The sequence below is a fragment of the Corynebacterium mendelii genome (genome assembly GCF_017307055.1).
Taxonomy (GTDB): Bacteria; Actinomycetota; Actinomycetes; order Mycobacteriales; family Mycobacteriaceae; genus Corynebacterium; species Corynebacterium mendelii.
Map to the genome: position 1 here is coordinate 45661 of NZ_JAFLEQ010000015.1, position 12271 is coordinate 57931.

8 protein-coding genes are annotated in these 12271 nt (G+C 63.7%); 2 read left to right on the forward strand and 6 right to left on the reverse strand.

Annotated features, from left to right (window positions below):
* Positions 1-34: 34 nt before the first annotated feature.
* Positions 35-1471 (reverse strand): threonine synthase, encoded by a 1437-nt coding sequence (thrC, locus tag JZY06_RS08120; protein WP_207279060.1) that lies wholly within the window; start codon positions 1469-1471, stop codon positions 35-37.
* 127 nt (positions 1472-1598) lie between these two features.
* On the opposite strand from thrC, the gene JZY06_RS08125 reads away from it, so the two are divergent.
* Entirely contained in the window at positions 1599-2093 is a 495-nt protein-coding gene (locus JZY06_RS08125) for an NUDIX hydrolase (protein WP_207279061.1), read from the forward strand.
* A gap of 376 nt (positions 2094-2469) precedes the next feature.
* Here the strand turns inward: JZY06_RS08125 and JZY06_RS08130 are convergent, their stop codons facing one another.
* From JZY06_RS08130 to coaE, 3 genes are all read right to left on the reverse strand, one after another.
* Positions 2470-2910 carry a universal stress protein gene (locus JZY06_RS08130; RefSeq protein WP_207279062.1) on the reverse strand — a complete coding sequence of 147 codons (441 nt, stop codon included), beginning with the start codon at positions 2908-2910 and terminating at the stop codon, positions 2470-2472.
* A 209-nt stretch (positions 2911-3119) separates the two neighbouring features.
* A complete protein-coding gene (gene uvrB / locus JZY06_RS08135) occupies positions 3120-5231 on the reverse strand; it encodes an excinuclease ABC subunit UvrB (RefSeq protein ID WP_207279063.1) in 2112 nt (703 codons plus the stop codon).
* A 122-nt stretch (positions 5232-5353) separates the two neighbouring features.
* Positions 5354-5938 (reverse strand): dephospho-CoA kinase, encoded by a 585-nt coding sequence (gene coaE / locus JZY06_RS08140; protein WP_242516857.1) that lies wholly within the window; start codon positions 5936-5938, stop codon positions 5354-5356.
* A 90-nt stretch (positions 5939-6028) separates the two neighbouring features.
* Between coaE and JZY06_RS08145 the strand changes: the two genes are divergently transcribed.
* A complete protein-coding gene (locus tag JZY06_RS08145; protein WP_207279065.1) occupies positions 6029-7273 on the forward strand; it encodes an ROK family transcriptional regulator in 1245 nt (414 codons plus the stop codon).
* Positions 7274-7337: 64 nt separating this feature from the next.
* On the opposite strand, the gene JZY06_RS08150 is transcribed toward JZY06_RS08145, so the two are convergent.
* Complete coding sequence (locus JZY06_RS08150; protein ID WP_207279066.1) at positions 7338-10217, reverse strand: hypothetical protein; 2880 nt, start codon at positions 10215-10217, stop codon at positions 7338-7340.
* Positions 10218-10302: 85 nt separating this feature from the next.
* Entirely contained in the window at positions 10303-12183 is a 1881-nt protein-coding gene (locus JZY06_RS08155) for an HSP90 family protein (protein ID WP_207279067.1), read from the reverse strand.
* Between the last annotated feature and the right edge of the window lie 88 nt (positions 12184-12271).

Consider the following 12271-nt stretch of genomic DNA (forward strand, 5'->3'; position numbering starts at 1 on the left):
GGCGGTTTTTTTCGTGCTTTTATAAACCAACTTGTCAGCTACGCAGAGCCGTCACACGCTCGACGATGAAGGATTTGACGGCTTCGGCGTCATTGGGCATGTCGGTCACCCTGCGCGGCTGGTCCATAGTGCCTTCGAAACGGCCGGTGATCTCCGGCGAGGTGCCGGTGGCTTCTTCGATTGTTTCGGCGAATTTGACCGGCAGCGCGGTTTCCAGGCACACAATCGGCGACTCGGTGGTGTCCTTGAACTTCCGGGCCACGAACACACCGTCGGCGGTGTGCGGATCAATGAGGGTGTTCAGGTCCGCGGCACACTGGCGGATGGTCTCCAGCCGGTTGGCGTGGGTGGATTGTCCGGCCACAAAGCCGAAGTCGGTTTCGATCCTGTCGAATGCTTCCTCCCCTGCCAGGGAGAAACCACCCTGCTTGACCCTGGTGCCGAACAGCTCTTTGACGCGGGCGGCGTCACGGCCCAGCAGATCGAAGATGAAACGCTCGAAATTCGAGGCCTTGGAGATGTCCATCGACGGCGAGGAGGTTTTCTCCGCGGTCCGGTCCACGTTGTAGCTGCCGGTGGCGAAAAACTCTTCCAGCACATTGTTTTCGTTGGTGGCGACAATCAGACGGTCGATGGGAAGGCCCATCTGGCGGGCCACGTGGCCGGCACAGATGTCACCGAAGTTGCCGGTCGGAACAGAGAAGCTGACCTTCTGGTCGTTGGAGTCTGTCAGTTTGATCCAGCAGGAAATGTAGTAGACCACCTGGGCCAGAAGACGTGCCCAGTTAATCGAGTTGACCGCGCCGATACGCCATTTCCGCTTGAATTCGGCATCCGCGGACACAGCCTTGACCACGTCCTGGCAGTCGTCGAAAACCCCGTCGAGGGCGATGTTGAAAATATTGTCGTCGGCCAGCCCGAACATCTGCGCCTGCTGGAAGGGGGTCATGCGGCCTTTCGGGGTGAGCATGAACACCGAAATGCCGTGACGCCCCCGCATGGCGTATTCGGCCGCTGATCCGGTATCGCCCGAGGTGGCGCCCAAAATATTGAGGGTTTCTTTTCTCCGGTCGAGTTCGTATTCGAAGAACTCGCCCAAAAGCTGCATGGCCATGTCCTTAAAGGCGGCGGTCGGCCCCATCGACAACCGACCGATGAAAATGCCGTCTTCGAGTTGTGTGACCGGGACGATTTCTTCCTCGGAAAACACCGGCGTCCGGTAGGCGTTGCGGGCCAGCTCCATGAGTTTTACCGGCTCGATGTCGTCGATGAATTTGCAGATGATCTCACCGGCCAACGCGGCATAGCCGCCCTCGGCCAGCACCCCGCGCAGACGGGTCAGCTCGGCGTCGTCGAGGCTCGGGTAGTCGGCGGGCAGGTACAGGCCGCCGTCAGGTGCCAGTCCCCCCAACAAAATGTCGCAGAACTTGTACGGCTTGGCATCGGTGTCGCGCGTTGAGATGTAATCCACCCCACGTACATTACAAAACACCGTCTGCCGGCACGTCGCCGCCGCCCCTGTTGCCCCCGTCGAGTCCACGGTGACCGGCTTGTCGACCATGCCGGACACGCCGGTTCAGGGCGTAGAATCAGCCGGTATGGCAACTCCCCCTTTTATTGTTGACCTCCGCGCCAAGATCGGCCACGACCCGCTGTGGCTTCCCGGGGTGACCGGGATTGTTCTGCGGCCCGGAGCCGACGGTCAAGCAGACGAGGTGCTGCTGGTGCAGCGGGTCGACAACGGCCAGTGGACACCGGTGACCGGTATCTGTGATCCCGGTGAGCAACCCGGAGACGCCATTGTCCGGGAGATCAGGGAGGAAACCGGCATCACCGCCCGTATCCGCGGCCTGATCGGTGTGGAAGCGGTCGGCCCGGTCACCTACCCCAACGGGGATGTGTCCTCCTACATGGACACCTCTTTCAGCCTGGTTGCGGTCGACAGCTCAGCCGAACCGACTGTCGGCGATGACGAATCCACGGCCGTGCGCTGGTGCCCGGTCGATGAGCTGCCGCCGATGAAAGACCGGTTTGTCCGCACCATCGGCTGGGCGGTGGAAGGCTCCTCCGGGCACTACGGCGGCGGAAAATAGACAACCGCACGGGCGCACACCCCACACGCCCGTTCCCACCGTGATCGCGGCGGGTGGGCCACACAGCGGGTGGTCACCGCCGATGCGCCGTTGCCGCGGCAATGCGGGACACAGGCATGTGCCGGGAACAATACACCTGCCCCGGGGTTCAGGCTCCTGGGTGGCGGAGATTGTGGGCCGCCATGTTCGCCCCGGCGGCGGATTTAGCCACCCGGTGCCGCCTTGTCGCCCGCGCGGGCACAGGACAAACAGCCCGGCAACGACAATCGGCCCGCAAGAACGCCAACCGGACAAATCGTCTCCGGCGGCGTGATCTTCGGGCCGATACACATCCAACCGCCCCGCACCGGCGATGGTGCGGGGCGTCAATGAAGGATTACTTGACGGTGTGAACGATCATGACGTCACACTGCGACTGGCGGGCAACATCAGCCGGGACAGAACCCAGCAGGCGGCCGGTCAGGGAGTTGATGCCACGGTTACCGACAACCAGCAGGTCGGCGTGGAACTCGTTGACGATCGCCATCAGGGCTTCCACCGGGGTGCCGGGTTTTTGGGAGGTCTTGATCTCGGTGGCGCCGACCTCGCGGGCTGCTTTGGTGGCTTTCTGCAGGTTTTCGGCGGCCGGATCGTCGCCCAGCACGGTCACGGAGTCCTGGCGCAGGGTCTTCGACGCCGCTTCCTTGGACTCGTAGAAAGCGCAACCGATCACCAGCGTCGCATCGAAAGCGGCGGCAATAGCGGCCGCCCGCTGAACGGCGAGCATCGAGGACTTCGAACCGTCGGTGCCGACAACAATGGTGGAGTACTGACTCATGGAGAACCTTCCGTGGTGGTGATCAGAATGTATGAAACGTATTCCGGGCCGGTCCACTGCACCATCGATGATGCAGGTGGAGAGGGTATGACGCGTTTACCCGTCCATTGTAGGCACTTTTTGACCCGCCCGTGCCGTGATGTGCCAGTCTCACGTTCCCCTGACCGCTGGGATACCGGTCACAGTGGGCGGTTGTGCTGCTGCCCCGCCTAGAGTCCCGCTTCCTTCATGCCGCGGAGTTCCTTTTTCAAATCCTGGATTTCGTCGCGCAGCCGCCCGGCCAGTTCGAATTTCAGCTCGGCGGCAGCCTCCATCATCTGTGTGGTCAGATCGTCGATGAGCAGCTGCAGTTTCTCCGCCGGCATGTCAGTGGTGTCGGGGCGGTTGACCAATGCGGCATCCCCTGCTGAACCGTTGTCGGCGGCACGTTCGCTCCCGTCGTCGGCACTGTCGTAGACCTGGTCCAAAATGTCGGCGATCTTTTTGCGCAGCGGCTGCGGATCGACCCCGTGCTCGGTGTTCCAGGCGATCTGCTTTTCGCGGCGGCGTTCGGTTTCCTCGATGGCGTTTTTCATCGACTCGGTGATGGTGTCGGCGTACATGTGCACCTCGCCGGAAACGTTGCGGGCCGCCCGGCCGATGGTCTGGATCAGTGAGGTGGTCGAACGCAGGAAACCTTCCTTGTCGGCATCCAGGATCGCCACCAGGGATACCTCCGGAAGATCGAGGCCCTCCCGCAGCAGGTTGATGCCGACCAGCACGTCGTACTCGCCGAGCCTGAGCTGCCGCAGCAACTCCACCCGCTGCAGGGTGTCGATATCGGAGTGCAGGTAGCGCACCCGGATCCCGTTCTGCAGGAGATAGTCGGTGAGATCCTCGGCCATTTTCTTCGTCAGGGTGGTCACCAGCACACGTTCGTGTTTGTCCTCCCGGACCCGGATTTCCTCGATCAGATCATCAATCTGCCCCTTGGTGGGTTTGACCACCACCTTCGGATCCACCAGGCCGGTGGGGCGGATAACCTGTTCAACGAACTCACCGCCGCTGGCCGCCAGCTCGTAGGCCCCCGGGGTGGCCGACATGTAGACGCACTGGCCTTTCCTGTCGTCGAACTCCTGCCAGGTCAACGGGCGGTTGTCCAGGGCGCTGGGAAGACGGAAACCGAAATCGACGAGGTTGCGTTTGCGGGAGGCATCCCCTTCGTACATGCCGCCGATCTGGGGAACGGTGACATGGGACTCGTCGATGATGGTGACGAAATCCTCCGGGAAGTAGTCGATCAAGGTGGCCGGTGCGGTGCCCGGGCCACGGCCGTCGATGTGGCGGGAATAGTTTTCGATGCCGGAGCAAAAACCCACCTGCTGGATCATTTCCAGATCGTATTCGGTGCGCATCCGCAGCCGTTGCGCTTCCAGCAGCTTGCCCCGGTTTTCCAGGTCAGCCAGGCGGTCTTGCAGTTCCTGCTTGATCGCCTCGACGGCTTTTTCCATTCTTTCCGGACCCGCCACATAGTGGGTGGCCGGAAAGATGCGGATTTCGTCGACCTGGCTGATGGTATTTCCGGTCAGGGGGTGAATGTAGTAGAGCGCATCGACCTCGTCGCCGAAAAATTCGACGCGGACGGCTTTTTCCTCGTAGGCCGGGATAATGTCGACGGTATCGCCTTTGACCCGGAAGGTGCCGCGGGTAAAGGCCACATCATTGCGGCCGTACTGGATATCGACCAGCAGCCGCAGAAACCGGTCGCGTTCGACTTCGTCGCCGACTTCCAGCACCACCGACCGGTCGAGGTAGGACTGGGGGGTGCCCAGACCGTAGATGCAGGAGACCGAGGAAACCACCACCACATCCCTTCTGGACAGCAGCGCGCTGGTGGCCGAATGCCGCAGCCGTTCAACGTCCTCGTTGATCGAGGAGTCCTTTTCGATGTAGGTGTCGGTCTGGGCGATATACGCCTCGGGTTGGTAGTAGTCGTAGTAGGAGACGAAGTATTCCACCGCATTATGCGGCAGCAGGCTGCGCAGCTCGTTGGCCAGCTGCGCGGCCAGTGTTTTGTTCGGCGCCATCACCAGGGTGGGCCGCTGCAACTGTTCGATCAGCCAGGCGGCGGTGGCTGATTTACCGGTACCGGTCGCCCCCATGAGCACCACGTCGCGTTCCCCGCGGTTGATGCGTTCGGTCAGCTCCCTGATCGCTTTCGGCTGATCGCCGGCCGGCTGGAAATCGGATTCGACCCGGAACCTGCCGTCGGAACGTTCAACCTCCCCCACCGGCCGGTGCTCGGAATGGGACAACACGGGATGTTCAGCTGCAAAGGCCATGGGGCCAACTCTACAAGCCGCAGCCGGGCCTGCCCGGGACCACCACGACAGGTGACAGGTGACACGACGGCGCACGGTGTGTGTTGCCGAAAGTTAACGCGGCGGGCGCCCTGCGGTGACTGCTAGACCAGCGGCAGCACGGTGTCCTCGACCTGCCGGCGCAGATGGTCCAGATCGCCGGAATTGTCGATGATGACGGTGGCGATCGCCCGGCGCTCCCGGTCGCTGGCCTGGCTGTCAATGCGGCGGCGGGCCTGCTGTGCGGTGAAACCGCGGTTGGTGACAAGCCGGTCGATGCGGATACCGGCCGGTGCTTCCACCACAATCACTTCGTCGAACTGGTCGGCCCCGCCGGTTTCGGTGACCAGCGGCACGTCATAGACCACCGCCCGCACACCGGGGGTGTGTTTCGCCTTCTCGATACGCCGCCGGGCTTCCGCCGCAATCAGAGGATGGGTGATCGAATTGATCATCTCGGTGGACTGCTGCGAGGCGAAGGCCCGTTCCGCGAGCAGCTTCCGTTTGAGGCTGCCGTCGCCATCGATGATGTCGTCTCCGAAAGCCTGCGCCAGCTGCTGCAGGGCGGGCTGGCCCGGCTGCACAATATCGCGGGCGATCCGGTCGGCATCCACGATGGCCAGCCCGTTTTCGGCCAATATCTTCGCCACCGTTGATTTGCCGCTGCCGATACCGCCTGTCAGTGCCATGGTTTTCACACCCCTAGGATAGGTGCCGACGGGTTTTTGGCACCCGCCGATTGCCTGCTTTTCACCTTTGGGCAGGTAGGGTGTTTCTTTATGCTTCACCGTCCCCGTTCCACCGGACCTGCCGGTGTGGCCACTGTGCGCTCCATGAACTTAACCAGTGTGCTCACCGAACTGATCAGGGCCGAAGGCCAGATCAGCCGTGCGGAGCTTGCCACCGCCACCGGGTTGACCCGGATGACGATCTCCCGGTTCATGGATGAGTTGACCGAGGCGGGCATGGTGACCGAAACCGTCAAACCCGTCCGCCCCGGTGCCCGCGGCCGCCCGGCCAGCTGCGCGACGGTCACCCCCGGCAGACGTTTCGCCCTGGGCGTTGAGGTCAACGCAAATTCCTTGACCATTCTGGCGGTTGATATCACCGGGTCGATTATCGCCCGACGGGTGTTTGTGCAGGGTTTCGCCGGTGAAGCAGCCCGCAGAGCCGTCTCCTGGGCACTGGAACAGGCAGAACATGTGCTGGCGGAGGTGGCGGCCCGTCACCCCGACAGCCGGTTGATCGGTATCGGTATGGCGCTGCCGGGAATTCTGGGCCTGGACGGCGCCCCGGAGATCATCAACGCCCCGAATCTGGACTGGCGGCGGGAACATTTGACCACTGTTGCGGCGTTTGCCGCCGACCACGGGGTGGAGTTGACCATCCACAATGAGGCGACCGTGGCCAGCCGCGGGGCCACCATGCCCACCCCGGTGTCGATTCCGCAGCCGGCCAGTTTCATCTATCTGTCCGGTGAGGTCGGTTTGGGCGGGGCGATCATGGTCAACGGGGAAAACTACACCGGGGTCAACGGCCGGGCGGGTGAGATCGGGCATGTGTGCGTCAACCCCGACGGTCCGCTGTGCGCCTGCGGGGCCACCGGTTGCCTGGAGGTTTATCTCGGGCCCAAAGGCCTGCGGCAGCGGGCCGGGCTGGGCCCCACCGCCTCCGCCGACGAACTGATCACCGCCTGGACAAACGGGGACCCGGCGGCCCGGGCCGCGGTGGACACCGCCGGGCGAGCACTCGGGCTGGTGCTGGCGGCAACGATCAATCTGGTTGACGTTCCCGCGGTGGTGGTCGGCGGGTGGCTGTCACCGCTGACCCAGATTCTGCGCATCCATGTCCACCGGGAACTGGTCACCCGCCTGGTGGCTTTCGATCCGGCCGACATCGATTTTCTTGCCGCCGGTGATGGCATGCTGGCCGCGGCACGCGGCGCCGCCCTGGCGGTGATCGCCGATCACATCACCCGCCCGGAAGACCTGATCGGCACCACTGCCCCGCCGGCCGGAGTGTGAGCACAAACCACACCCGACCACCCGGCCCGCCGGCTCCGCAGAAAAAGCGGGGCCGGACCAGCGGCTACTGCCCCAGGCGGCGCCGCAGCGTGCCCCTGATCTCGTATGCCCGGCGGTACTGCAGGGAGGTTTTGCGCTCCAGGCAATCCATACCGTCAAGAAGTGCTTCCAGGCGTTCCAGCGCCTGCCGGGGCCGGCCGTGGGCCGCTTCCAGCCCCGCCAGATCAACCATCACCTCGTCGTGCAGATCCATTCTTCCCGCCGAGCGCAAAAGATCGGCCGCATGCTCACAGGACAGTGTCGCCCCGGTGATATTGCCGCACAGGCCCTGGAAATAGCCGCGGCGCCCATGGTAATAGGCACGCACCACATCTGCTGTAGTTCCCAGAATCCAGGCGGCCGGGGCCACCGCGTCAGCCGCCTGGTTGATCAGGTCGTCGACGGCCGCGGCATCGCCCACCGGAACCGGATCAGGTTGATTGGCCAGCTTACCGGCCATGCTGTCGCACAATCCGCCGGAGATGAGCCTGAGCAGGGCGGCGTATTCGACATCGTTGATCGAGTCCCTGGTGTGGCTGTCGACCAGGCTGTCGATGCACACGGCCGGCCAGTCGGGTGAGTTGTCGAAAAATTCCCGCACCCAGCTGCCCTCATCCAGCGACGACACCGTAAATTTTCTCTCCGGCATTCGGTGCCCGGCCACCGCTGCGGCATCGTCTGCCATCTGGTCGACAATGAGTTTCGCCCGGGAGAGAGCATAGACGCTTTCGGCATGCCGCCCCGACGACTGGTAGAGCACCGCGGCTTTCACATACGGGGTCACCGCCCGCCTGTCGATGCCGCGGGCCAGGTGGATTTCGGCGACCCGCATCATGTGTTCGGCGGCCCGGGCATCATCGCGGTCGTTGAGAAAGCGCAGGACCTCCACGCGCAGGTCTTCCTCCGGGACGCTGCCGGGAAAGTCCTCCACATACAGAAGCGCTGTTTCGGCCACGTCGATCGCCTCGTCGCCGCGGCGCAGTGTACTCAAGTGATCCATGACCCGCCGGGCCCCGGCAACCACCCAAAACGGCAGGCCCAGTGCCGCGGCCAGGTTCATCATCTGGCGGGCGCATTCCAGGGCTTCCCCGGGGTATCCGGCGGCGCCCGCCGCGTCACTCAAACCCGCCAGCCCCTGCATACGAACCCCGATCGGTTCGATCGACGGGGTGCGCATCGCCTCATCCATCAACCGGCAGGCCCCGGGCAGATCATCGTCTTCGATCACCTGCGCCCTGTTCATCAGCAGATAGGCCGGGTCGTCGGTGTTGGGTTGACTGGGATCCATATCCGCTGTCCCACCCTGCCGCGTGGAAAACCACTGCGCGTCCAGCGACAGGCGGCGGAAAAATTCGACCTGTTTGTCGTCGGTGATGCCGAGTTGTTCCGGATGCCCGATCAGTGCGGGGTGCTGCACGAGAAGGTGCAGTCCGCGGAGGAAATAGACGGTTTCCTCGCCGGGATCGAAGTGCGCGGCGTGGGCGGCCACCAGCTGGGCGAGATCCATGCTGCGCCACGGCCCGTGCAAGTCAAGGCTGATATACGGGGCCTGTTCCTCGGCGCCGTTGCCCTGCCCGGCGGCTACCGCCGCGGCCGCGGCCCCGGCCTGGTCGGCTGCGCCATCAAGACCTCCCTGTTGGTGGCTTGTGGTCCGGTAGTCGACGTCGTCGACGGCTGAAAGACAGCTGATGTCAACGACCTGTTTGCCGCCTGCTTCCTCTACGTCGGGGACATGTTCCGGGGTGATGCTGCGGTTGATCCGGTCGATCAGTTTGCGCTGGTCGACCACCCCGTCACGGGTGGTGAACATCTCCCGGATCCCATGCCAGATGTCATCGAGCCACCGGGCCAACTCTGCGGGAAGGGGGTGAACAAGCTCCGGGGTGTCAACGCCGCTGATCAGTGTCTGCGCGGACATCCGCAGCGGGAGCCGGCGGTTGGCGGTTGGCGGAAAATCGGCCGCGGCCCGGGCGATGTGGCTGGCGGAACCGGCCAGCACCATGACATCACCGTGGCTGGACGCCTGGGACCAGGTGGGGATGCCGCGGCACAGCCCGGCTACAGCGAGGGGAATTCTGCCGCGGGCGCCGTGGCGGGCGGACAGCCCCAGATAGCTTTGCAGCGGGGCCGTCAGCTGCCGCTGGGTTCCCGGGTGCAGGCCGGCAAGATGATGTTTCATCTTCCGGTAGCAGCCGAAGGCTTTCTCGTCATTGCCGGTGAGCAGGTAGATGGTCATGCCGTAGCGGTTGGCCATCAAACTGGACTGGTCGCACAACCGGTTGTTGGCGTCACGGGCCACAAGGGAAGCGATCACCGGTTGGGCCTCAATCCATTTGTTGGCCGCCGCGTGGGCCCGGATGAGATCCATGTCTTTGGCAACGGCCATGCCGCAGTCGTCGCAGCAGGCCATCCATGGGCTTGGGTCGGCGGCGAGAACGGCCGACAGCAGGCCGTCCGGATCGACCGTGTCCCCCAGCCGCAGGCGCCGCCGGTAGTCCAGTAACAGCGGATCGATCTCACCCTGGCCGTGGGTGACCGCGAACTTTTTGTGCCGGGACAAAATGGTGTCCAGCTCACGTGCGGGCACCGCCGGGTTGTCCATCGCGGCGATCGCCACCGACCACTGCAGCCGGTAGAGTCCGTGGAGCAAATCCCGGTCGAACAACTCCGGGTTGGAGTCGTAGTAGCGTTCCAGCGCCGCGAACGGGGCCACTTCCTCGTAGCAGCGGCCGGTGACCGCCAGCACGTTGGCCAAACCGGTCAACGCATAGACGGCCTTGTCATCCCGGCCCCGGGACTGCGCCAGGTCCACGGCACGGGAAAAAAGATTCACCCTCCCTGCACCGTAGGGGTGGTTTCCGGCCCTGGCCAGCAGATCGTCGATTTCGTCTGTCACATCGCTCACGGTCAGTCGGATCCTTGTTGTTCGGGAGGGCGGAAAAAGCGGGAAAACAGCGGGGTCGTTTCAAAAACCCCGCCCCTGAATTTTTTTAAGACACCGGCTCGTCTGGGGTGTCCGGCCCGGTATCGGTCCCGGCTGCACCACCGCCGGTAGTGGTGGCGCTGTTTTTCAGCGACGCCCTGATCAGCGGGGTGTACAAATTCGCCGCCCACGCCCTGACCTGGGCATCCATGGGATGCTGGCCGGTCATCAGCGCCTGGATGTAGAAACCACGGACAGCGGATTCCACCACCAGTGGAGCCTGGATGACAGAGGCCGCCAGTTCGTTGACGATCGGGGTGGTGGCGTTGAAAATAAGCCGCGGCGCATGCTCCCCGGGCCGGTCCTTGCACATGATATCGACCAGGCCGGCATAGATGCCACCGCTTTTGTCCTTCATCCGGTTGTCCAGCCGGATCCCCGCGGCCTCCGGGTCGGACAAAAACACCACCGGCAGGGTGGCCGGGGAAAATCCGCGGACCTCGCAGATAATGTCCTGGCCCTCCAGGGATTTTTCCGCCACGGACAGAAAATCAAGGAACCGCGCCTCAGTGGAGGCATCCAGCGGGGAGAGCACACCCAGGATTTGTTCCGGCTTGAGTTCGGCGACATCGGCCGAGGGCTGCTCGATTTTCAGCTGCTCAAGAATTTGTTCGTCATAGACGTACCCGGCATTGACCACGCACAGGTTGTTCGCCTCCGCCACCGGCAGCACCGCCCGGAACTGGTCCTCGGTGGTGACATACCTGATCGAACCGGTCTTTTTCAGCACTTCCCCCAGGGTTTTCAACCCCAGCGAAGTCTGGTAGGGCACCGAATCGACCACCATTTTCAGGCTGGTCGGGTCGGTGATCCCCAACGATTTCAGACCCGTGGCGTGCAGGGCGATGAAATGCCGGAAATCATCCGGCTGTTCCCGCGCCAGAGCCGACAGCCAGTCACGCACCGCCTGCCCGAGTGCTTCCCGGGTTTCCGCCAAAAGCGAATCATCAAACAGTGACTCCCGGCCGGCGGTCGGTTTGAGATGCTCCGCATCGGCGACCACCCGGACGAAATAGGCCCAGTCGGGCAGCAGGTCGACACAGGCGTCGGTGACCAGCATGCGGCGCAGATACACCCGGTTTTTCGGGACCGCCGACGGGTGTGCGCCGGTGGGAAGAACGTAAGCCAGCCCTTTCAGCCCGGCGACCGGCACATCAAGCCGGATGCCGAACATCGGCTTGAAGCCGAAATGTTCCCGGCACCATTCAGCCTGTGCGGCAGGTGTCAGTTCCCAGGGCACGGTGTTGTCGGCCAGGTGCTCCGCATCGGTGGTGGGCCGCTCCAGGGTCACATCCACCGGCAGGTACTGGCCGTAATCGCTGATCAAGGTGGCCAGGGTCCGGTAGTCGAACCAGCGTTCCCCGGGCAGCCCGGTGAGCACCACCGTGGTACCGGGTCCTGTCAGCTCCACCGGTATTTCATCGGCTTCGGCCTGCCGTGAACTCCAGGTGCCGTCCGGCCGGCCTTCCCACCGCACCACCGGCGCATCGGCTTTTTTCGCTGAACGGGTGTAGACCACAATCGTGGTCGAGACCATGAAACAGCTGATCATGCCGATGCCGAACTGGCCGAGATAGTCTTCCCGGGAAAAACCCAGTTCGTCGCGTTTGCTGGTGGCCCCGATGGTGGCCAGGAGGTCTTCGGCTTCAGCGGCGGAAAGCCCAATGCCGGTGTCGGTGACCGTCAGTGTCTGCCCGTCGGTGACAAAGCGGATCCGGGCCGGGCATTCCGGGTCGATGTCACGGCGGGCGGTGATCGCGTCAAGCCCGTTTTGCAGAAGTTCACGCACAAACACCCGCGGACCCGAATACAGGTTGCCGGACAACAGCTCGACGATGCCCGCCAGGTTGACGCGGAAGTTGGTGGACTGGGTGGAATGGTCGCTCACAGGGCTGCGGGCTGCCTTTCGGTGGGTTGGTGATGGATGAAAAACACGGTAGCACTCCCCCGCCCCGGCACCGGCCGGGGCGGGCGGG

Bases quoted from the DNA above. Each gene is read 5' to 3' on its own strand.
- coaE (WP_242516857.1), bottom strand. From the start codon at position 5,938: ATGGCACTGACAGGCGGTATCGGCAGCGGCAAATCAACGGTGGCGAAG.
- JZY06_RS08125 (WP_207279061.1), top strand. From the start codon at position 1,599: ATGGCAACTCCCCCTTTTATTGTTGACCTCCGCGCCAAGATCGGCCAC.
- uvrB (WP_207279063.1), bottom strand. From the start codon at position 5,231: ATGGCCTTTGCAGCTGAACATCCCGTGTTGTCCCATTCCGAGCACCGG.
- JZY06_RS08145 (WP_207279065.1), top strand. From the start codon at position 6,029: ATGCTTCACCGTCCCCGTTCCACCGGACCTGCCGGTGTGGCCACTGTG.
- JZY06_RS08130 (WP_207279062.1), bottom strand. From the start codon at position 2,910: ATGAGTCAGTACTCCACCATTGTTGTCGGCACCGACGGTTCGAAGTCC.